At 37.6% G+C, this 21,748-nt stretch carries 19 protein-coding genes and 1 riboswitch; of the genes, 1 reads left to right on the top strand and 18 read right to left on the bottom strand.

The features are described 5' to 3' along the window. Positions 1–100 precede the first annotated feature (100 nt). The 18 genes from H0Z31_09850 to H0Z31_09765 all read right to left on the bottom strand — a co-directional run bounded on the left by H0Z31_09850 (position 101) and on the right by H0Z31_09765 (position 20,784). Positions 101–1,684 carry a PucR family transcriptional regulator ligand-binding domain-containing protein gene (locus H0Z31_09850; protein MBO8177741.1) on the bottom strand — a complete coding sequence of 528 codons (1,584 nt, stop codon included), beginning with the start codon at positions 1,682–1,684 and terminating at the stop codon, positions 101–103. 399 nt (positions 1,685–2,083) lie between these two features. Next, positions 2,084–2,311 carry a hypothetical protein gene (locus tag H0Z31_09845; GenBank protein ID MBO8177740.1) on the bottom strand — a complete coding sequence of 76 codons (228 nt, stop codon included), beginning with the start codon at positions 2,309–2,311 and terminating at the stop codon, positions 2,084–2,086. Positions 2,312–2,324: 13 nt separating this feature from the next. Further along, entirely contained in the window at positions 2,325–3,815 is a 1,491-nt protein-coding gene (locus H0Z31_09840; protein MBO8177739.1) for a cytosine permease, read from the bottom strand. An 81-nt stretch (positions 3,816–3,896) separates the two neighbouring features. Next, the gene (gene hydA / locus H0Z31_09835) at positions 3,897–5,309 is read right to left on the bottom strand and encodes a dihydropyrimidinase (GenBank protein ID MBO8177738.1); all 1,413 of its coding nucleotides are present in this window, start codon (positions 5,307–5,309) and stop codon (positions 3,897–3,899) included. 23 nt (positions 5,310–5,332) lie between these two features. Then, positions 5,333–6,616, bottom strand: a complete 1,284-nt coding sequence (gene preA / locus H0Z31_09830) for an NAD-dependent dihydropyrimidine dehydrogenase subunit PreA (GenBank protein MBO8177737.1) — start codon at positions 6,614–6,616, stop codon at positions 5,333–5,335. A 27-nt stretch (positions 6,617–6,643) separates the two neighbouring features. Further along, positions 6,644–8,005 carry an NAD(P)-dependent oxidoreductase gene (locus H0Z31_09825; GenBank protein MBO8177736.1) on the bottom strand — a complete coding sequence of 454 codons (1,362 nt, stop codon included), beginning with the start codon at positions 8,003–8,005 and terminating at the stop codon, positions 6,644–6,646. 74 nt (positions 8,006–8,079) lie between these two features. Further along, the gene (locus H0Z31_09820) at positions 8,080–8,970 is read right to left on the bottom strand and encodes an acyltransferase (GenBank protein ID MBO8177735.1); all 891 of its coding nucleotides are present in this window, start codon (positions 8,968–8,970) and stop codon (positions 8,080–8,082) included. Positions 8,971–9,435: 465 nt separating this feature from the next. Then, positions 9,436–9,744, bottom strand: a complete 309-nt coding sequence (locus tag H0Z31_09815) for an STAS domain-containing protein (protein MBO8177734.1) — start codon at positions 9,742–9,744, stop codon at positions 9,436–9,438. A 20-nt stretch (positions 9,745–9,764) separates the two neighbouring features. After that, positions 9,765–11,852 (bottom strand): FapA family protein, encoded by a 2,088-nt coding sequence (locus H0Z31_09810; GenBank protein ID MBO8177733.1) that lies wholly within the window; start codon positions 11,850–11,852, stop codon positions 9,765–9,767. A 15-nt stretch (positions 11,853–11,867) separates the two neighbouring features. Next, on the bottom strand, positions 11,868–12,716 hold the full coding sequence (locus H0Z31_09805) for a serine/threonine-protein phosphatase (protein ID MBO8177732.1): 849 nt from the start codon (positions 12,714–12,716) through the stop codon (positions 11,868–11,870). Next, a complete protein-coding gene (locus tag H0Z31_09800) occupies positions 12,716–13,033 on the bottom strand; it encodes an STAS domain-containing protein (protein ID MBO8177731.1) in 318 nt (105 codons plus the stop codon). The genes H0Z31_09805 and H0Z31_09800 overlap by 1 nt, the downstream gene beginning before the upstream one ends. Before the next feature lie 12 nt (positions 13,034–13,045). Further along, positions 13,046–14,620, bottom strand: a complete 1,575-nt coding sequence (locus H0Z31_09795; protein MBO8177730.1) for a methyl-accepting chemotaxis protein — start codon at positions 14,618–14,620, stop codon at positions 13,046–13,048. Further along, positions 14,617–15,702, bottom strand: coding sequence for an alpha/beta hydrolase (locus tag H0Z31_09790; protein ID MBO8177729.1), 1,086 nt, complete (start codon positions 15,700–15,702; stop codon positions 14,617–14,619). Before H0Z31_09790 ends, H0Z31_09795 begins: the two co-directional genes overlap by 4 nt. A 78-nt stretch (positions 15,703–15,780) precedes the next feature. Continuing rightward, the gene (locus H0Z31_09785; protein MBO8177728.1) at positions 15,781–16,728 is read right to left on the bottom strand and encodes a sensor histidine kinase; all 948 of its coding nucleotides are present in this window, start codon (positions 16,726–16,728) and stop codon (positions 15,781–15,783) included. A gap of 12 nt (positions 16,729–16,740) precedes the next feature. Continuing rightward, positions 16,741–17,442, bottom strand: coding sequence for an SDR family oxidoreductase (locus tag H0Z31_09780; protein ID MBO8177727.1), 702 nt, complete (start codon positions 17,440–17,442; stop codon positions 16,741–16,743). Positions 17,443–17,446: 4 nt separating this feature from the next. Continuing rightward, positions 17,447–18,265: a 6-carboxytetrahydropterin synthase gene (locus tag H0Z31_09775; protein ID MBO8177726.1), complete on the bottom strand. Its 819-nt coding sequence runs from the start codon at positions 18,263–18,265 to the stop codon at positions 17,447–17,449. Positions 18,266–18,279: 14 nt separating this feature from the next. Beyond that, on the bottom strand, positions 18,280–18,849 hold the full coding sequence (folE, locus tag H0Z31_09770; protein ID MBO8177725.1) for a GTP cyclohydrolase I FolE: 570 nt from the start codon (positions 18,847–18,849) through the stop codon (positions 18,280–18,282). Between the two features lie 124 nt (positions 18,850–18,973). Next, positions 18,974–19,064: riboswitch (cyclic di-GMP riboswitch) on the bottom strand. A gap of 520 nt (positions 19,065–19,584) precedes the next feature. Then, complete coding sequence (locus H0Z31_09765) at positions 19,585–20,784, bottom strand: MFS transporter (GenBank protein ID MBO8177724.1); 1,200 nt, start codon at positions 20,782–20,784, stop codon at positions 19,585–19,587. 184 nt (positions 20,785–20,968) lie between these two features. On the opposite strand from H0Z31_09765, the gene H0Z31_09760 reads away from it, so the two are divergent. Then, positions 20,969–21,460: a hypothetical protein gene (locus H0Z31_09760; GenBank protein ID MBO8177723.1), complete on the top strand. Its 492-nt coding sequence runs from the start codon at positions 20,969–20,971 to the stop codon at positions 21,458–21,460. Positions 21,461–21,748 lie beyond the last annotated feature (288 nt).

Genomic DNA, 21,748 nt, shown 5'->3' with positions numbered 1-21,748 from the left:
AATCTTTTCCTACGTTCATTATCCCTTATGTTTAAAATCCATTCATTAGACATAATGTCAAATGTTCTTTACACCCTATTACACATTATGAATATCTTATTTAATCGATTGATATGGATGATTGTGTCGTCTGTTCTTGTTGTAAAAAGTCATGGGCATACAGCATTAATTCAATCGCTATCCGTTTATCCGAATGTAAAAAGTCTTTGCCTAACAATTGTTCAATTTTTGACAATCGATGATACAGTGTCTGCCTAACAACATATAGTTTTTTCGCTGTTTCTTTTTTCGAACAGTTGCATTGTAAAAATACTTTCAATGTTTCGAGCAGCTTCCCGTGATGTTTCCGGTCATAGTCAATAAGCGGTTGCAAATATTCCGCTATGATTTCTTGTAGATTCGTACTTTGTTGCAACAGTCCGATAATGCGATACATGTGCAACTCATCATAAAAGCATAGATCACTTGTTTGGCGAATGTTTCTATGAATTCGAATGGCTTCTTTGGCAGTTTGAAAGCTCGTAGGGAAATCGGATAATTGATGTGCATATTTACCAATCCCGATTGTCAAGATATGAATGTTCCTTTTATACGTTTCTGGCATTTTCATGATTTTTTCTAATCCACGTTGAACGCGCTCTTTCCAATGTTGATGTTCTCTTTGATTGAACAACACAAAGATATGGTCTCCTGCATGCTCGGCAGCAAGGAAATGAAAGCCTAATTGTTCAAAAATAGACCGGGCAAAAAGGTGAAAATACGTTCCATCATGGTAGCCTTCTACTTCTTTCGTCCGTACAAAACAAACCACGCCACCTTTAATCCCTTTCTTGAAATATGAATGGATCAATTGTTCTCCTTTAATTGAATCGACTCCTTCTAACCAAGAACGAATCCACTCTGATTGTTTGCCCCGTTTTTTTTCTTCCACAAACATCTCTCGTAAAAAATGTTGTGCTAATGCGGTCGCTGTACGATTTAATATGAGCACATCGACTTCACTTATTTCTTTCTTTTGAGCCATGATATAAAGTGTTCCGTATGGCTTGTTCATGACATAAATTTCTTTCATCGCTATATGACTGGATTTCTGTTCAAGATCGTTTATGATGTCTTCTTGTCCATCCGGCAACACATATACTTCATTATTTGCTAGCGTCAAAACGACGTGGTAACCCGTATAGTAATGCAATAATCCGAGAATTTCTTTAAAATGATGAACGGATAAAAGACGTGCATTTAATTGCTGGGAATACGCTTCTAATTTTTGTAAAATGGAATATTGTTGATTGATTATGTAAGTATGAATATCTTGGGTAATGTTTACAAAAGGGACCTCTTCACGGAAAACAATGATAGGAAAATGATGTTGATTAGCTAAGGAGAGCACACTCGAAGGAATAGTAGTTGTATAGGTCCCCATTTCAATGCATAAACCAGAGGCTTGACTAAGGATGAGGTCGTTTAAAAAGTGGAGAAATAGTTGTTCGTCTTCTTTCCAGCCCACACCTGTTGATAAAATTAACTCTTGGCCGTTCAACAACTGTTGAATTTTCGGAACTTCTACGACATGAACCCATTTAACCTTTCGCATTAATCCCGACTTTCCTGCAATCACTTCTGCGTTATCAAAATACTTTCGTTTTAATATATCCTTTACAGTGAGACAGGCAACATCTTGCATAGCGTCGCCTCCTTTTACAAAATGTCTAACTCCATTATATCGTGGATTTGTCCATGCGTCTTGAAATCTACAAAACAATACAATACTAGTGAAAACGTGGGAGTTTTCGACATGAAGGGACCACTATTTCATATCCACTTACATTTTTTAAAATTTAGGCTCTGATAAACGATACTGTTGAAATTTATACATTTCGCTTGTGGCGGACGCTTTCCGCGGGCAAGCCGCTTCCCTCGCTACGCTCAAGGAACGGTCTTGTGGCTTCTAGTTCCCGCTGGAGTCGCCGCCGTGTGAATAACTTGCTAAAAATCAACAAATCACATATAACATAGCCAAAATTTAAGATGTCGGAACCACAAAAAAGAATGGACCCCTTATGAAGAGCCCATTCTATTAGGTTTACGTTTGGTTTTTTACGGACTTTTGACGCCGAATAATGCACGAAAAGTACTTTCGGGCATCGGCATTTGTGATGTTTAACACTTCTTTCGGAAGTTCACCTTGTGGGTCTTCAAACTCAACAATCGCCCCGTTTAAATGTTCGTTCACTTTGGTAATGACATAACCTTTACTTAATAAATAATCCATTTCGGCACGTTCTTTTTCATACACAATAGAATCATTCATGGAAAATCCCTCCCTATGTCGATTTACTTGAATCGATAATAAATACGTCGGAAGAACCTGCAATGACGACTTCATCCTCTAAAGGAATGTCCCAATCTCTTCCAACCGTAATTCCTAAATATTTTTCATCACTTGGATCTTCTAGTTCAGCTTGTTTATATTTTTTAAACCACCAGTACTTTCCTAGAACATAATAACAGCCACCTCCGACAACAAAACCGACTAAGAACGAATAACTCGGGAAGAAATAAGAAACGCCTCCTCCAACAATCCAAGATATAAAACCTGCTAAGTTAATACCGTTCATATAGCGGAATTGCCCGTTATGCTTATACAAATCGTGCACGTTTACCCGTCTCTTTCGAATGAAATAGTAGTCAGAGACAAGGATGCCAACAATGGCCGAAAGAATGCCTCCCACAAAGAGAAGAATCGGAATAATGACCCCAAACAAGTTCCACGGTTGGACTATCGTTCCCGCAATCCCTGCTGCAATGACTCCTGCCCAAAACGGAAACTTCGGACCACCAACGTTGGAGAAAATGGTTGCCGCCGGTACGATGTTAGCAGAAATGTTTGTTGACCATTGAGCTAACACAATCATGAGTAGCAGTACTCCTAAAATTAATCCAGAAGCTGCTTCTTGTAACGCAATCACAGGGTCATAATTTTTTACAGCAACGTACGCCACTCCACCGATTAACACCATAAAGGCTTGCGTTAATGGCAAAGCGACTAAACTTCCAATAAGTGCTCCTTTGTTTCGTTTAAACCAATTTCGTTCGTGTTTCGGTGCTTTAATGTAACGGGAAATGGAAGGAATATCGGCAGATAATGTTGACCAGAAGCCCATATTACTGAAGATGACGACTAAAAAGGCGGTGAAAGCGGCAGCGCCAGTCACTGGATTTTCGGCCCAGCTCCATACATCTCTTCCTTGAAGTGCCGCTTTGTCAGATAATGAAACATACATCCAACAAGAAATGAGGATAATAATCGGTGCGGCTAAATCAGCGAATCGTTCAACAGCTTTAATTCCAAGTGCTGTATTGAGTAATTGGACGATAGCAAATAAAATAAAACATAAAAACCAATTGTCAAATCCCCATAGCAAATTTAATATTCCGTTCATCGCTGTAGACCCGAAATACGTGTTAATCCCAAACCACATCGAAGCGGCTAATCCACGTACGATAGACGGAATGTGCGTGCCTATCGTACCAAATGGAGCACGCATATAAACAGGAAACGAAAGTCCATGTTCAATCCCAATATCTGCGGTCAGCGAAATAAAAAAGCCAATAGCAAGGGAACCAATAATGGTACCTAACAAAACGAGAGGTAGTGGCAATGATTGAACACCAGCCCCACCGATTGCAAATGTCGCTAATACAACGACCATTCCGACCCACATAAAAGCAAAACCTAGTGTCGTAATTTTTCGCTCATGCTGTGGAATCGGTAGCAAGTCTGGTGATTTTAAATAATTAATCTCTTTTTTCATACGCATCTCCCCTTTTGGAATGCCCATTTTTTTCGAAACCGTTGCTTGACCGGTCGCTCGGTCAAGCAACAGTTTATATCCTTATGTCGTTTGCTTAACGTCTTCTTTTAATAGTTGACCGTATTTCGCACGTTTCAAATATTTTCCGTATCCTAACTTACCAACAAATTGCTTATCCCTGACGACAAAATCACCACGGCACAATACGGAAACCGGCTCTCCTGTCACCTTCAACCCTTCAAAGGCGTTATAGTCTACTGCCATATGATGAGTAGCAGCAGAAATCGTACGCTCCACATTCGGGTCAAAAATAACGAGGTCCGCATCAGCTCCAACGGCAATTGTGCCTTTTTTCGGGAACAGACCAAACAACTTTGCAATACGTGTTGACATAATATCCACAAATTGATTAATGGTAATACGCCCTTTTTTCACCCCTTCAGAGAACAACACACTGACACGATCTTCAATGAACGGACCACCGTTCGGAATTTTTGTAAAGTCGCCGCGACCGAGTTCTTTTTGACCTTTAAAATCAAAGGAACATTGGTCAGATCCTAATGTTTGGAGTTGGCCGTTCTTTAACGCATTCCACAGAACGTCTTGATGCCATTTTTCTCTTAACGGAGGTGACCACACATATTTAGCTCCTTCAAAATTCGGCTTTTCTAAATACGATCGATCCAGTACTAAATATTGTGGACACGTTTCGCCCCATACATCAAAACCACGATTCCGAGCTTGTGTAATTTTTTCCACTGCTTCAGCACACGACACATGAACGACATATAATTGTGATTGTGCTAATCCTGTTAATTCAGCTGCTCTCCCTGTCGCTTCTCCTTCTACTTCTGGTGGACGAGTGAGGGCATGGTAAATCGGATCTGTTTTTCCTTCAGTTAATGCTTTCTTCGTTAAATAATCAATAACATCGCCGTTTTCTGCATGAACCATGACGAGCGCGCCCAGTTCTTTAGCAGCCACCAATGTCCGGAATAATGTTTCATCATCCGCTTGGAACACATTTTTGTACGCCATAAAAACTTTAAACGACGTAATTCCTTCTTCGTCTATCACTTTCGGTAATTCGTTTAACACATCATCATTTATTTCAGCGATCATTAAATGGAAACTATAATCGATAACCGCTTTATCTTTTGATTTTGCATGCCAAGTATTGATCGCTTTTTTTAACGGTTCCCCTTTGTTAGTTAAACAAAAATCAATAACCGTCGTCGTCCCTCCAAACGCAGCCGCAATTGTCCCTGTTTCAAAATCATCTTTTGATACCGTTCCCCCAAATGGCATTTCTAAATGAGTGTGTGGATCAATTCCTCCAGGGAAAATGTAGCAGCCTTTGGCATCGATGACTTCGGCTCCTACTGGATCTAATTGGTGACCCATGGCGACAATTTTTCCATTTTCAATTAAGATTTCAGCTTCAAAAGTATCCGTAGCTGTCACAATGGTTCCGTTTTTAATTAATTTTTTCATCCAATCTCCTCCCCTTTTGTCGTTTATTTCGTCAAGTCGAGTTTACAATCAGCACCTGATCCAATTAACGCTTGACGTTCATTCCATGTCATCGGTTCAAATTCGCTCGGAATTTCGACCATATCAATCGCTCCATCCACTGGGCAAACAATTGAACATAAGTTACAGCCGACACAATCTTCTTCACGAACTTTTAAGATCTCTTTTCCGTTTTCTGTCACGATGTCAATACATTGATGGGAGGTATCTTCACAAGCAATATGGCATTTATTGCAATTAATACAAACGTCCGGGTTAATGCGAGCTACGACTTTATAATTTAAGTCTAAGTCGCCCCAATCCGAATATTTTGCAACGGATTTTCCGACGATGTCTGATACTGACGCAATTCCTCGTTCATCTAAATAGTTATTCAATCCATCAATCAAATCTTGGACAATTCGGAAGCCGTGGTGCATAACAGCGGTACAAACTTGAACGTTGGTAGCACCCATTAACATAAATTCCACCGCATTTCGCCAATCAGAAACCCCTCCCATTCCCGAAATCGGAACGGTAATACGTGGGTTTCGTGCACACTCGCCTACCATGTTGAGGGCGATCGGTTTCACAGCAGGTCCACAATAACCCCCGTGCGCTCCCCTCCCGCCTACGTGTGGAATCGGGTTCCACGTATCTAAATCAACGCCCATTAAACTATTAATAGTATTGATCATACTGACGGCATCGGCTCCACCTTGAACCGCTGCCTCGGCTGTAACGGTAATATCCGTAATATTCGGTGTGAGCTTTACAATCACCGGTGTTTGAGCCACTTCTTTTACCCAATATGTTTGCTTTTCAACTAATTCCGGAACTTGTCCCGAAGCAGACCCCATTCCTCGCTCTGCCATTCCGTGCGGACAGCCAAAGTTTAGTTCCAATCCATCCACACCTACGTCTTCCACTCGTTTGACGATTTCATGCCATTTTTCTCTTTTCGGCTCCACCATTAACGACGCGACTACCGCCCGGTCCGGGAATTTCTTTTTCGTCTCATAAATTTCTTGTAAGTTCACATCAAGCGGTCGATCAGTAATGAGTTCGATATTGTTAAAACCAGCGACGCGGTTCCCGTTAAACGTTAAGGCAGCAAAGCGGGAAGAAACGTTTAAAATCGGATCTCCTAACGTTTTCCATACCGCACCGCCCCACCCAGCTTCAAACGCCCGTTGGACTTGATATCCAGAGTTTGTTGGCGGAGCTGAAGCGAGCCAAAATGGATTTGGCGACTGAATTCCGGCTAAATTCGTTCGTAAATCGGCCATCTCACTGTTCCCCCTTTTGCCTAATAGTTACACGTTTTTATTTACGGACTCGGATAATTGTTGATGCAAGGCATACGCTGCTTCCTTCCCTTGTTGTGCCGCTGTTACTACCATTGCTTCCCCTTGGCCTTTACCAAAAATTACGTCCCCACAGGCGTACACGTTTTGGACCGATGTTTCATATGTTTTCGGATTGACTTGTACGACACCGTCATTATGTGCTAAGCCAAAATGCTCAATAAGTGGCATGTGTCTAATTTGACCAATTGCCTTAATAACGGCATCTACAGGCAAGATGAATTCCGATCCTTCGATCGGTACTGGTCTTCTTCTACCATCTACACCTTTTTCGCCAAGCTTCATTTTGATACATTCGATCGCCACCACTCGACCGTTCTCATCGCCAATGATTCGTTTTGGTTGGGTCAGCCAACGAAACTCGACACCATCTTGTTTCGCAAATTCATATTCAAAGTCATAAGCTGTCATTTCTTCCTTTGTTCGGCGATATAAAATTTTGACGTTTTCAGCCCCTAATCGAACGGAACATGTAGCAGCGTCAATGGCGGTGTTCCCTGCACCAATCACCACAACCCGCTTTCCGATGAACTCATCAGTCAATTCTTTCGTTTTTGTTTCCTTCACTAATTCGATAGCATCGTAAACCCCTTTTAATTGTTCCCCTTCAATGTGTAACGAAGGAACTTTTCCCATCCCAACGGCTAAAACAACGGCATCGAATTGGTTAAGCAACTCGTCTTTTGTGATGTCTACGCCAACTTTCGTGTTTGTTTGAATGTTTACATCTAAGCTTTTTACTTGTTGCACTTCCCAATAGGAGATGGCCTTTGGTAAGCGGAACGATACAATCCCATACGTATTTAAGCCCCCAGCCTCTGCTTCAGCTTCAAAAATGGTGACTTCATATCCAAAAAGAGCAAGTTCTCTGGCAGCAGATAAGCCAGCTGGCCCCCCTCCAACAACGGCTACTTTTTTACCGTTTTTCTTACCAGCTTGGAAAAGAACTTGCTCATTTTTTATCGCCCAATCGGTCGCATATCGCTGTAAGTCACCGATCATAATTGGTTTCGTGGAATGATTTAACACACATGCACCTTCACAAAGTTCTTCTGTCGGACAGACGCGAGCACAACTCGCCCCGACTGGATTGGCGGACATAATCGTTTTAGCGGCTCCTTTTAAGTTTCCAGTAGCTATTCTTTTAATAAATGCAGGAATATCGATTCCTGTTGGACATGCTTTAATGCACGGGGCATCATAACAATATAAACATCGGTACGCTTCTTCTAACGCTTCCCTGTCGTTTAAACCCGGATTTACTTCCTCAAAATTTTTCTTTAAATCTTCTTTTACAACCCCATTTGCCATTCCGTTTACCCCCTTCGCCCTTTTCAGTAGTTAAAACGACCGATGAATATACCATCCATCGATCGTTTCAATTTTTATGGAACAAGTGACGTCATTTCTCCGTACGTTTCTGGACGTCTGTCTCGATAAAATTGCCATGTATCGCGCACTTCTCGAATTAATTTTTTATCCATTTCACCAATCACAACCTCATCCTTATCTCGACTACCCATGGCGACAAAATTCCCACGAGGATCGACTAAATAAGATTGGCCGTAAAATTCACCCATGTTCCAAGGGCTTTCATATCCAACACGATTAATGGCGCCAACGTAATACCCATTCGCTACTGCATGAGCCGGCTGTTCCAATTTCCATAAGTATTCGGACAAACCAGCCACCGTAGCGGAAGGATTCAGCACGATTTCAGCTCCTTTTAATCCTAATAGTCGCGCTCCTTCCGGGAAGTGGCGATCGTAGCAAATATACACCCCTACTTTCGCATACTCGGTATCAAATACCGGATAACCTAGATTACCAGGTTTAAAGTAATATTTTTCCCAAAAGCCACAGCCTTCGTTACCTACCCCGACATGCGGAATATGCTGCTTTCGATACTTCCCTAAATATGTTCCATCCGCATCAATAACAGCAGCTGTGTTATAGTAAGTAGCAATACCTTCTCGTTCATACATTGGAACGACAAGAACGACACCTAAATCTCGGGCTAGCTCCTGGAATAACTTCGTTGTCGGTCCATCTGGGATTTCTTCGGCAGAGTCATACCACTTCGGATTTTGTTCAGCACAGAAGTATGGACCGTAAAAAATTTCTTGAAGACAAATAATTTGGGCACCCTTTTTCTTTGCATCTTCCACGAGTTTCACATGTTTTTCAATTGCCGCCTTTTTGTGAACGTCGACTGCTTCGTTCCCATCCACATCATGGGACGCTTGGATTAACCCAATCTTCACTTTGTCCGCCATATTTAGACCTCCCTTTAAATTTTGAATAATTGCTTATAAACTAGGAAACTTATTGATTGTAACCGTTTTCAATATATTTCTGTAGAAATCAGCGATACTCCCCTTCTTTTTTTCTGAATCTTAAGTATATTTTACGTCCTTTTTTTGTGGGAATCATTTAACATTGTGTCAAATGTTTAAGCCTCTTGGTTCACCATTTTGTTAATATCCTAGAGTATCACATCGATTATAAATACCATTTTGCACAATAAAATAGCGTCACGACATTGTCGCAACGCTTTTGTTTTTAAAACATATAGCCCTTCTTGGTAAAAGTGGGAATTTTGGGAAAAATAACTAGATACGGTTAACTAGGAAAGGTAGGTAAGGTATCGTTCTCTGATTTTGTTGATCTGTCAACAGCCCTCCTTCTTTCGGCTGCAGAGGTTTTCCGGTAAATTTCAATAACAATGACAATGCTTATTTTTATACAAATATCTCTTCACCTAAAATTTCTGGAAGTTGAAGAATATTAAAAACATCCATTATATCTTGTCTAACGTTAGATACGGTTACCTTTACACCCTTTTCTTGCAGGTTTTGAACCATATTCATTAGTAAGCCCATTCCAGTTGAATCCACAAACTGAATCCCTTCAAAGTTAATATGGATAGTTTTATATTTTTCCATCTTCGGAATAATTTCTTCTTCTACTACTTCTGTTCCATCTATATCCAAATCTCCAATTAATTTAACATCTAAATGATCATTACTATCGTACAAAGAATATTCAATCATTTCTCCCTCTCCTTCTTTTATTTGAAAACCATTCGATCATTCTTATCTACATACGCCATCACATCATATTTAGTATCTGTTAATGTATGTTTCGCGTTTCCGATTTTAAGGATGGTACCTTCCATCGCTTTCTTAATTTTAATTTTTTGATCATGTGGAACAGCAATGACTGTAGATATTCCTCTTTCCGAACCTGTTTCATTAATTTCAACGCCTAATCTCCCGTATACTTCTCCACCGCGTATGATGCCATGAATTTTTAACACTCCACCTGCATGAATCTTCGTATTAATACATCCCTGACCTATAACAAATACATTGCCACTACTATAGATACGGCTATTTAGAGCACTTGGAATAAAGATATAAGAATTTGGTTCAACAGGAGATTTACTAATTTCATGAAGTTCTTTCATTTTTTGGGATAATTGAATAATCCAATCTAAAGAGATCACTTCATTCGTTAAAGATAAAAAAAGTTTCGTTAAGGAAACGGCTATTTCCCTCCACACATTATCATCTAAAAAATCTTCTCCCTTACCTACAATCTCAACGTATTTTTTGACTAACGGCGGAAAACTTTTAAACTTTTTCTCTAACAATATTTGAATTAATGGTTGTAATCCGCCCCTAGAAAAGTCACTAGATTTAAAAGCAGGAGATTGAGTTAGTTGTTGAATGACCGCTATCATTTTTTCTACATTTTGATGGATGATTCCCAGTAAATGTCCTAATTCTGCTATCAACAGATTGTTTTTGCCTGCTGAAAGCTCAGAACTGATGATATTACCATAAGTAATAATAGCTCCAGAAGCAATAAGAGAAGCCATATTTACGGTTTTCTGAACAATAATATCTCCTTCCGCTTCAACAATCATGTTTTTCTCAACGTCACCAAATATCTCAACGTCCCCCTTAAAGCGGATATTGCCAGATGATAAATCTACATTCCCATTATGAGTAAGTTTTGGCATAATGGATGCTTTGACCAAACGTCCCTTTTGCTCAATTTGAGGACGGCCAGATTCCGTTGCAACAATCTTGTTATCAACTGTCATGATCCCTTTTCCCTTCTGAAGTACTATTGGATAAGTTTGTTTAGCTGGAAGAGGTTCATTTGTTACAGTTACCCCTGGTTGACCAGGAATAGGGGGATGAATGAGTCCAATCACTTGACCTCTTTCGACAGCTGGAATGGTTTTGATTTCTCGATAATCGACTTTCATATCTTCATTTACTGTGACACCATTGTGAGCCTGTATATCGATTTTCAGTTCAATCCAACCATCTTTACCTTCTTTTGCCTTTATACCAGTTCCAATTTCATAAGTACTCGGTTCTTTTGCTTCAAGAGCTTTCAAAATTTCACCTTGATGAATTAAGTCGTGTTTCACTCGTAGCGATTCTAACTTTTGAATTACATCAGAATAGCTTAGTGTATTATAAATCTCTTTATTTTCCTGTACAACCAGTTCAATATGTTGGTCGGGTTCTATATCAGGTAATTTTCGGGTGATTTTATAACCAGGTTCAACGTATAAAAGAACTTTTAATTTTGGTTCATCTATCCAAATTTTCCATTTTGTTTCCTTTTCTTCATTTTCAACTTTTATTTCAAGTACATCATCGTCTGTAATAATCGTCATTTTTTCTGTCACAAGTTGATTATTTCGATATAATTTTACTCCTTCGCCAATGGTTACGGTTGGAAAATGTGTTGGAGATGCTTTACAATATAAAATACCATTTTTTACCCATGCTTTACCAACAAGAACGTCCGATACCAGTGTATCCATGTGATTGTCCTGCTCTAATAAATTCGATTCAGATTGTTCGGCAATTTTATCAACATTCATTTCAGAGACCATTTGTTCCATTAATCCAATAGGGTTTTCAAAATCTTTTTTATTAGGTTGTTGTAGTGAATCAACCGATTCTAACTTCGTAAGCTTTACAATTGCTGGTTTCGAACCGATACCTAGAAAACCTTTTGTCGGAAATTGAATGATTTCAATGTTCACATTTTCTTTTTTTGTTTCTAATAACTCTAACCCCAATTCAATAGCTTCCTCAATATCTTTTCCTTTCGAAACAACACTTTGCATGATACCCCTCCCCCTTTAATTCATTAAAAGGGAATCTTTGATGTTAATATCCGATTTTTGTTTACTCACTTTTAAAAGGACCATTGTGATATCATCTTTTTGAGGGACACCTTGCGTAAATTGACGGACCGAGTCCATCACACTTTTTTCAATTTCATTCACACTATTTCCATGATTTTCTAATAACGTTTGTATAAGCCGTTCTAATTTATATTGTTCCCCATTTTTATTTTGTGCTTCCACAATCCCATCTGTATAAAAGAATACGATATCTTGTTCATTTAATTGTATAGAAATCTCATTATACACTTGATTAGGAATTCCGCCTAACATTACTCCACTTACCTTTGGAAGTTCTTCTATAGATTTATCTTTTCCGTTCATATAAAGAGGAAGAAGATGTCCTGCATTCGCATACGTAAAAATACCAGTTTTAGGATCGTAATCTGCGCAAAACAATGTCACAAACGATTTTAATGTTCTTAAATCTTCGTATAATGCTTGGTTCATAGATGTAAGGGTTTCAGCTGGACAATTGGTACTTTCAGCTGCACTTCTGAAAGCACCTCGAGTTAAGATCATAAGCATGGCTGCAGGAATTCCTTTTCCCATTACATCCCCTACTACCATTCGTATCTTCCCATTCACTAAAGGATAAAAATCGTAATAATCGCCTCCAATTAATCTGGCAGGAAGAGAGGAACCGGCTAGTTCCCCACCTTCAAATGTAGGAATTTTTCCATTTAACAGCTGAGTTTGTATCTTTCTAGCTAAGTTAATCTCCCGCTCTAAAGTTTTATCCGCGATCTTTTGATTGTCTGAGGTTGTTTCTCCTTTAATAAAAGTGAGATAATCTTTATACATCAACCAAACTCTCCTTTTAAAGTATCTAAAACCTGATACAAACCGACTGTTTCAAAGACATGATGAGTTATTTCGTTCATTCCTTGAAGTTTAAGTTGAAAATTTTTTTCTTTAGATAAATAAATTGCATTTATAATCGCACCAATGCCTGTTGAATCGATCAATTCTAGATCCGAAAAATCTAAGATGACAGTTTCGATACGATCAATCCCTTCTAAATAAGGTTCAATGACATGTGCAGTTGAAATATCTAAAACTCCTTTAATTTGAAGGATTAAGGTGTTTTCTTGAACTTCTTTTTCAACTGTTAACGACATATGCTCTCCCTCTCATGAAAGTTTAAATTTGGCCATATAATCAAGTAGTGTATTGGATATATCAGATAATTCTTTTGATTGTCCATGTAATGATTGAAGTAAATCTGATAAAGTGATGGTCATGTCTGTGGTTGCTGCTGTACGATCATTCACAATTTGTTTCAACAATTCTATTTTTTCGATGATATTTCCTATATTTTCATTTTGCTTATATGGTTTTAAAATATTTCCCATGTCATCCAAAAGCTCTGTGATTTCGTACAATTGTTCCCTTGATTTCATCGTAGCTTCCGTTGATAACTCATACATTTTTTCCACTGATTCGGAAGCTTCCGCTTCTAGTAATACGGATAGTCGTTGAGTTTTAGTTGCTTGGTCTTGTGTATCCTTTACAAGTTTATTTAATTGATCTACCATACGGTTGGTGCTTTTAGATAATTGTTCTAACTCGCTCCCGTCATTTACCTCACTTTTGGCCGTTAAATCACCTTCTTCTAGCAATTTAATCTGCCTTTTAATCTTTTGTATATTTTCATAGATTCGATTAAAAAAACGAGCAGTCAATAAGAATAGGATGACCAATGAAAGTAAGCCTGAAACAATTAAAATAATCGAATGACGATAAAGCGGGGCACTCATTTTTCCATAGTCGAGTGACAGATAAATAACCCTATTTTGATCGAGCGGAAGAAACATTTTATATACTTTTTTACCATTAATCTTTTCAACATAAGATTCTTTTTTAATAGTAGGTTTCGTTAAAATCTCTCTATCTTTACTAGATTCTAAATCAAAACTTCCAGCTTCGATTTTTTTTAATGGAGGGTATAACTGTTTTTCAAGTGATGGATTAGCGAAGACTTTAGGATTTAAAACTGCAATTTCTAATACAATATCGTTTTCTTTAACTAATTTATTTATTGTTTCTTTTGGTCCTACGATCTCTGTGTAGTTATAAACTTCATTTGCTTCTATATAAGGATTAATAAAGTAATCTGTATAAGGGGGGTGATAGTAAGCATATTTAAAAAATGCAGGTTCATCTGTATTCGAACCAGACTGGGAAATGGGCAGTACTATTATGTTTTTATCCGAAAAGTTTGCACTTGGCATGAAAGGTTTTTCTCCACTTATTAGGACTTTTGCAACTTCGTAATAGCCAAACTTCTTAAAACTAAAGCCAATTTCTTGTTGCTCTGTTGCAACTACCCCTACAATATCATCTTTTGATTTAGTTTCTTGGAATATAGTAATCCCAGCTAAACCTAAATCATCACGAATTTTTAATAACTCTTCTTGAGTAATTTGATTAACTGATCTCCCTTGTAATAAGGTAGCAATATGTTTTGCATATGAAATTAATTTTAAATCTATTTGATGTTCAATAGTTTGTGTAGCTAAATCTGTTTGTTCCAATCCTCTTAATACATTTTTTGCTATAGCTTCAGCTTGTTGATTTGTCTGTTTTACAATTTGTTCTTTCATAAAATAAAGTTGAATCGCTCCAGAAAATAAAGCAATGATTAATAACACAGAAACTATTCTTATTAGGAATTGTCTGCGTAATGTTATATTTTTAATTTTCATAACAATAAGCCTCTCTCAAAATCATATTTTCCAGAAAACCACATTAATGATATTTTTCTAATCTCATCAAGCCTGTTATTACAAACATGACCCTCATATTGGAATTCAATCAGTTGTTTTTCTACCGGTAATTTTCGAAATAAATGATACATTTCATTATTTGGAACCATCATATCTTTCTTTCCATGAAAAACGAGAACAGGAGAGCGATATTTTATCTTATTAAATAATGGAATTGGTGTTTCTCCTTCTTCTATAATACATGAGCATTTAATACGTTCCATAAAATAGGTTGGTAGATTCATTTTTTCTAGTTCTACTGCAGGGCTTACTGCAACTGCCTTTGCTACTTTTGGATGAGAATTTCCATATAAAACCCAAGATGCACCAAGACTAGTCCCAAATAAATAGATTGGTAGTTCTGAAAAGGTTTCACTAGTTTCATTAATTAACTGATTGACGAACTTTTCCCATCTTATTCGTGTTCCAACTACTCCGTTTAAAATAAACGTCTCCCCTTGACCAGGTCCGTCAAAACTTACTGTTGCAAATCCCGCTTCAATGAAATCCTTTTCATACTTGAATAACTCTTCTTTTGATGAATCGATCGGGTTAATAATCACAATGCACCCTTTTGCGTCAGAAGGAATCCGTATTCTTCCTGAAGCAGAAAAATCATCAATCGAAATGGTTTTATATATTGTTTTTACTTCTGATAAAGAGTCAGCTTTTAAGAAAAACTGTAAACACTTGTTATACCAATATTGTTTTTTCTCTGAATACGTTGGATCGATCCAATAATTGAGGTTATAATATAGGGCTGTTTGTCGGTACATATATTCCGCTTCCTTATATTGTCCCTCGATTTCAAATTTTTTTGCTCTATTATGTTTCTCTTCAGCTAACCTTTCCCAAGATTGAAACCAGCCCTCAAGGGATTTGATATCATCGCGAACTTTCTCTAAATCCTCTTTATCAAGCCCATGAGCCAGCCATCTTTCCCAAAAAACATCGATAAGGTGGGCTGTTTTTAGTGTTCTACTAATCGTTTTGGAAATAGAATCTTGTAATAGTGTTTTCATTTTTTCATCCCCATTCTTGTTTTATCTCAGGATGTTTAAAAATCTACCTCTTTATGTAATTTACGGTAGGCTTAATTCTCAGCCATTGTTCAATTTGTCCTTATGTTCCTTACGAATATCAAAAAGCAAAATAATGATGGAACCTTTTGAAGAAGTAAACAATAACACGCGTTTCGCCATTTTCATCATAAGGGTAAAGCCTTGGCCTAAAGATTTTTTGGTTGAATATCCAGCCAAAAGAGTCTTTTTAGGTAAATCTTTCAAGTCAAATCCAGGTCCTTTGTCCTCGATAATAAATCGTATTTCATGGTTCTTTTCATCTTTAATGATTGTCATTTTTCCTTCTTCTGCATGCTTGATGGTATTCGTAATGGCTTCAGATAATACTAATAACCAACTCATGATTGTTGAATGGCTAAACCCTTCTGCTTCCAGCCTCTCTTTGGCTAGATTACGGCATATTGGTATATCGGAACGCTCTTTTATCGTTCCTTCACATAACACAATCCCTTCCTTATGTTTGTTCACCTCTTCTTTTGTAATAAGCAAAAACTTCTCTTGTGTTGCAGCGAATATCACATCCCGATATACTTCCCATTTCTCATCATTAAATGAACCAGTCAATCGTTGTTTTTCAGCTAGATGAGGTATAGAAAATAGGTCATTTTTGTATATATCATAGGCCTTTAACATAGCATTCTGTATATCAGGTCGAACATCTAAACGTTTAATTTGGTAAGGTACATCTAGTTTTTGTTCACTCCACTTTAACATTCGTTCACTCAAATAGAGAATCAATTCATTTCTTTTTTCTTTCTCTGGATTGGTAAACGACCGTTTTGAGAACGAAAGATAAAATAATGAATCTGCTTCCTCTTTATGTAAACCGAGATATTGACTTAGTTTCTTCCCAAGAAAACCTCTTTTTGTCATAAAGTTAAAATCTGAATAAGATAAGTTGGAAGGAAGAGATGGGGCTAAAAGTTTAGTTTCTTCTTTGAAAATCTTATTGAATAGCCTCCTCAACGAAAGAACCCCCTATAAGATTCCTAGAGGTGGCATGATGGTAATTTCATCAACAAATGCCCCTGGTGGTTGAGTAATTAAATAAAGTAAGTGTTTGGCAACCGTATCTGTTGGGATCATATTGGACAGGTCCGGTTTAGGCTCAATATGGTCCCAAAAACTGCTATTTACTGCACCGGGTAGAATAGCTGTTACCTGAACACCTTTTTTACGAAGTTCTGCCTGTAACACTTTCGTTAAACCCAATACTCCAAATTTTGACGCCGAATAACCTCCACATCCCGGTAACGCAATGGTTCCAGCGATGGAGATAACATTAATGATTTGCCCTTTCTCTTGCTCAGCCATATGTTTTCCGAAATATTTACAAGTTAAATAAGTTCCTTTCAAATTCACGGAAAGCATTTGGTCAAAGTCATCTGTAGAAGAATCAATAATTGACTCAAACGTTCCGACACCTGCACTATTAATTAATACATCCACCGTGCCAAACTGTTGAACCGCTCGTTCATAAAAGTTTTTTACGGATTGTTCATTCGTTACATCTAAAGGTAAGGATAATACATTTTCTGACAGATGCTCTTTGTTGCTACGGCTTCCTAATACTAGGTTTGCTCCTAGGCTTTGAAGTAATAATGCTGTAGCTCTTCCAATTCCTTTACTTGAACCTGTAATAGCTATCGTTTTTCCTACTAATGGCAAATGCTTTTCCATACTTCTACTCCTTTTCCGGCCCATAATATTCAAAGTAATTCTTTTCTGTCTCATATAATCCGATTTTGTAGAGGTTCGGGAGTTTTTTGGATAACAGATCCCAAATGACAATCGCCACATTTTCAGATGTTGGGTTTAAATATTTAAATTCCTCTGTATCCAGATTTAAATGTTTATGATCAAATTTTTGTATCACTTCTTGGTCAACAATTTGATCGATATCAGCAATATTTGCGACCATTCCTGTAATAGGGTCAGGATTTCCGCTCACTGTTACTTCTAAGTAATAGTTATGACCATGGCCATAAGGATTGTTGCACTTTCCAAATAAAGCAAGATTTTCTTCATCCGTTAGTTGTTCACTATGTAAACGGTGTGCCGTACTAAAGTGGTATTTTCTAGTTAATCGAACCATCGAATTTTCCCCTTTCTCCGAATACAAGAAATCATTTTCGTGCAAACGGATTTTATGTAGTTGACAGTTATCGAATCGCCCATCCAACGATTCCCAAATATACGTTACAATATTTTCAGTTGTAGGGATCTTTTCTTTAAAATAAGGATTTTCTATATTTAAAAACTTCCCGTCTAATTCCTTTTGGACAAAAGACTTAACCAGCTTATCGATATCGGTAACATTTACAACGATTCCGGATTTATGGTCTACTTGTCCTTTAACCATGACTTCTAACGTATAATCATGCCCATGCCCATTTGGGTGACTACATGGGCCAAATACTTTTTTGTTTTTTTCCTCACTCCACGAATCGATACGATAAAAATGTGCAGCTGAAAAACGCATTTTACGAGAGAGGTACAACATAGAAATCCCTCCTTTTAATCTCTTAAAAGAGCACGTTCAAATTCTTCTGCTAATGAAACATTTTCGTTAAAAATACCTTTTTTTACCGTTGTAACTGTGGAGCTACCAGGTTTTTTCACTCCTCTTGCACACATACACAGGTGTTGACCTTCCACGCTAACAATAACGCCTTGTGGTTTAAGAACATTCATGATAGCATCGGCAATTTGTTGAGTCATTCGTTCTTGTACTTGTGGTCTTTTTGAGACAAGTTCTACTAAACGTGCAAACTTACTTAAACCAACTACTCGTCTATTTGGAATATAGCCGATATGGGCTTTCCCAAAGAATGGAATCAAATGATGTTCACAGAATGTGTAATAATTAATATCCTTAACGATAACGAGACCATCATAATTTTCTTCAAATGTAGTTGTTAAAGCTGTTTCGGGATTTATTCCAACCCCTGAAAATACTTCTTCATACATTTTGGCTACACGTTTAGGTGTGTCTAGAAGCCCTTCCCGGTTAGGATCTTCACCAATCAATTCTAAAATCGCACGAATATGTTCTTCCAATAATTGTTTTTTTAGTTCAACAGTCATCATAATCCCTCCAAAATGTTATTTTTTTACAAAATAAAAAAAGTCCACCAAAAAAGATTGGTGGACATGTTGAAAGAAAGGTTCTAATACACAAGTAAAAAACATGTCTGAAATACCAATCCTTTTCGGCAACCCGGCGACCATAGAGTATGTTATTTCTCCTTAGGCCCGTAGCTTTGCGTCCCCATCTTTCGATGAGTTTGCCTTTATCGTGGATGTTTCACTTTCTCATATCGATAAACTATAGAACCTTTTTTAAACGTATGATTTTTCGACTAAGCAAAAAGTCCTAGTTATATTTATCCATACGATTTGGGATTCTGTCAAGAAATTTTTTGTAGTAATAGAGGAGGCGCCCCTTTTTTTGAACAGATATTTTAGGTTATTCTTATAACTCCCTTGTTTTTTTAGCAAGAAAATTCAAATCCTTTATTCCCTTGGAAACATATTTTTCTATAGGTGACAGACACCCAATCTTAATCCCTTCTAGTCTATAATAACATTTGTTCTTTATTTATCTACCTAAATATCCACCTATTTTCGACAAAATTCTTGTAGAACAATTACAGGATGATTGTTAAAAAGTTTTTTTCTATAAAAAAATCCTTCCTTCTAAAAATATGAAGGACGGGATTTTTTTAATTTAATAAGCTCCCCTACAATGAAGAGTTAGCTGTCTTTGTATTAATTATGAATCAATCCTTTAACCCACATTAATTAGGGATACTTATAACTTTACGAAGAAATCACACTTTTTTTCCTAGGAGAAGGTAGGCTTCGTTTTAACGGGTGATCGTACACCAACGTAAAAACAATAGAGAAAATACATAAGGCAATTAAGGTAATAAAAAGAACCGCCATGCCGAATAAGTCTACCATCAATCCTCCATACAACGGCCCGAGCATTCGCCCTCCTGTAGCCGCACTATTCACAATACCTTGATAAAATCCTTCTCGGCCTTCTGGAGCTAATCCGTTTGCTACGGTAGGTACTGCTGGCCAAATTAAAATTTCTCCTAACGTAATGATGACCATCGCTAAAGCAAACATCGCAAACTCTTTCGCATAAGCTGTGATGACAAACGAGCCGATAAAAATGAAAATCCCTACAATAATTTGCATTTTTAACGATGGGCTTAATTTTTTTAAAACATACGATAACAATGGTTGCAGTGTGACAATTAACACACCGTTAATGGTCCACAATAAGCTATACTCTTGAAGCGAAATGTGCAACTGTTGGGTATACGTAGCGATCGTCGTTTGCCATTGAACGTACCCGACCCAACATAGTAAATAACCGGCACATAAAATGAGAAGCGCGTACATATGAGAAAGATTCCGTATCGGCTTCGCTTCATTGACGACATTCGTTGAAGACTGCACTGCTTTCCCTATTTCCCGATAACAAAAAACAGCTACTAACAAAAACACGACATATAAACTTAAGTTTGCCATAAAAATATAGTCAATCGAAATCGAAGCGATGAATCCACCTAACCCCGAGCCGAGAGCCACGCCAATATTTTGTGCAACATACATGGCGTTAAACGCTTTTCGGCCACCTTCTTTCCACGTTGTTCCAGCCATCGCATACATCGCTGGAAACACAATACCTGATCCTAATCCTATGAATAAAAGAAAAAACAGATAGTGCGGCCAACCGTGCCAATGTGTTAATCCGATGAGTGCCGATAATGTAATCATAATGCCAATCAATATAGCACGGTAACCACCTAAGCGATCAAACAGATGTCCTCCAACTAAATTTCCAATAACGCTCGCTGCCGAATTAAGCATTAACACCATACCAGCGACAGATAGCGATTTTCCTAAATAATCATGCAAATAAATTGTATTTAATGGCCATAAAAATGAAGCGCCCGTAACGTTAACGACCATTCCAATAATTAAATACCAAAGCCGTTTCGGCATGACGAACATCCTTTCAATATTTTGATAACCGAAATAATTATACGAGGTTCTTGATTCATCGTAAATGAGGATGCTCATAAAAAACTTTTGGAAAGAGAAGTACGCACTGTAGAAGATGACAGTTCTTTTTGTACAAATGGAAAATAAAATAAGTATAAATAATCTCAAAACTAGGAGGGGCACGATGTTTAAAAAATTAATCAGCTACTCCGTCATGGTATTTGTGTTGTTGATACCTTTTATTACCAAGTCCGAAGAATATTATGATGAAATTGTCTCTACGCATTTGTCAAAAACCGTGTCAAACTACGAAAAAAATTCTGCGAATATCTTACACATGGAAACAGTCGATGATATCGTCTTTTTGTCGGTGGAATATATCATTGAACGAGATCAATTCTTAAAAAAGTTAACCCGTCATTCTTATTTAGCTTACGACCTTATCGAAAATCGATTTTTATCAAATGAAGAAGCTAATCAACATCCTTATATGACGACCTTCCGAGAAACCTATGAATATGAAGGCGTAGAAGGTATCGCCATAAAAAGTCAAATTACCTTTGCCATTTTAGCCCTTATTACTGCTGTGGTCATTCCTGTATGGATCATTATCCACACGGAATTAACGAAGTACTCTGTCACTGCTGAATCAAAATATTGGAACAATTCTATTTAAATAAGAATCGAAGTGCCTCCACCAGTTGAATATTAAAAGATAATAAGCTTAGCAGAATGGAGGCGGTTGTTGGATCTTATTACAGGCTTGTTACCCATTGGGTCATTTAATGCAGCCTTTTCTCGGAAGCACTTTGATAAGCGGTATTATCGTTCTAGTAAGTTGGATCACCTTTGCACGGTTTAAAAATCATTTCTCATAACAATAATCAAAAGGGAGCATTCCTGTAATGAGGAAAAATGAGATTTGAAACAAAAAAAGTCCCCTTGGTATGATACAGGGTGTCAA

It is taken from the genome of Bacillus sp. (in: firmicutes), from assembly GCA_017656295.1.
Classification (GTDB): domain Bacteria; phylum Bacillota; class Bacilli; order Bacillales; family JACDOC01; genus JACDOC01.
Note: the sequence above shows the minus strand (reverse complement) of the source record. Positions and strands in the feature narration are given on the sequence as shown.

Excerpts from the sequence above, each read along its gene's own strand:
- H0Z31_09850 (MBO8177741.1), bottom strand. The coding sequence starts at position 1,684 with ATGCAAGATGTTGCCTGTCTCACTGTAAAGGATATATTAAAACGAAAG.
- H0Z31_09845 (MBO8177740.1), bottom strand. The coding sequence starts at position 2,311 with ATGAATGATTCTATTGTGTATGAAAAAGAACGTGCCGAAATGGATTAT.
- H0Z31_09840 (MBO8177739.1), bottom strand. The coding sequence starts at position 3,815 with ATGAAAAAAGAGATTAATTATTTAAAATCACCAGACTTGCTACCGATT.
- hydA (MBO8177738.1), bottom strand. The coding sequence starts at position 5,309 with ATGAAAAAATTAATTAAAAACGGAACCATTGTGACAGCTACGGATACT.
- preA (MBO8177737.1), bottom strand. The coding sequence starts at position 6,616 with ATGGCCGATTTACGAACGAATTTAGCCGGAATTCAGTCGCCAAATCCA.
- H0Z31_09825 (MBO8177736.1), bottom strand. The coding sequence starts at position 8,005 with ATGGCAAATGGGGTTGTAAAAGAAGATTTAAAGAAAAATTTTGAGGAA.
- H0Z31_09820 (MBO8177735.1), bottom strand. The coding sequence starts at position 8,970 with ATGGCGGACAAAGTGAAGATTGGGTTAATCCAAGCGTCCCATGATGTG.
- H0Z31_09810 (MBO8177733.1), bottom strand. The coding sequence starts at position 11,852 with ATGCAAAGTGTTGTTTCGAAAGGAAAAGATATTGAGGAAGCTATTGAA.
- H0Z31_09805 (MBO8177732.1), bottom strand. The coding sequence starts at position 12,716 with ATGTATAAAGATTATCTCACTTTTATTAAAGGAGAAACAACCTCAGAC.
- H0Z31_09800 (MBO8177731.1), bottom strand. The coding sequence starts at position 13,033 with ATGTCGTTAACAGTTGAAAAAGAAGTTCAAGAAAACACCTTAATCCTT.
- H0Z31_09795 (MBO8177730.1), bottom strand. The coding sequence starts at position 14,620 with ATGAAAATTAAAAATATAACATTACGCAGACAATTCCTAATAAGAATA.
- H0Z31_09790 (MBO8177729.1), bottom strand. The coding sequence starts at position 15,702 with ATGAAAACACTATTACAAGATTCTATTTCCAAAACGATTAGTAGAACA.
- H0Z31_09780 (MBO8177727.1), bottom strand. The coding sequence starts at position 17,442 with ATGGAAAAGCATTTGCCATTAGTAGGAAAAACGATAGCTATTACAGGT.
- H0Z31_09775 (MBO8177726.1), bottom strand. The coding sequence starts at position 18,265 with ATGTTGTACCTCTCTCGTAAAATGCGTTTTTCAGCTGCACATTTTTAT.
- folE (MBO8177725.1), bottom strand. The coding sequence starts at position 18,849 with ATGACTGTTGAACTAAAAAAACAATTATTGGAAGAACATATTCGTGCG.
- H0Z31_09765 (MBO8177724.1), bottom strand. The coding sequence starts at position 20,784 with ATGCCGAAACGGCTTTGGTATTTAATTATTGGAATGGTCGTTAACGTT.
- H0Z31_09760 (MBO8177723.1), top strand. The coding sequence starts at position 20,969 with ATGTTTAAAAAATTAATCAGCTACTCCGTCATGGTATTTGTGTTGTTG.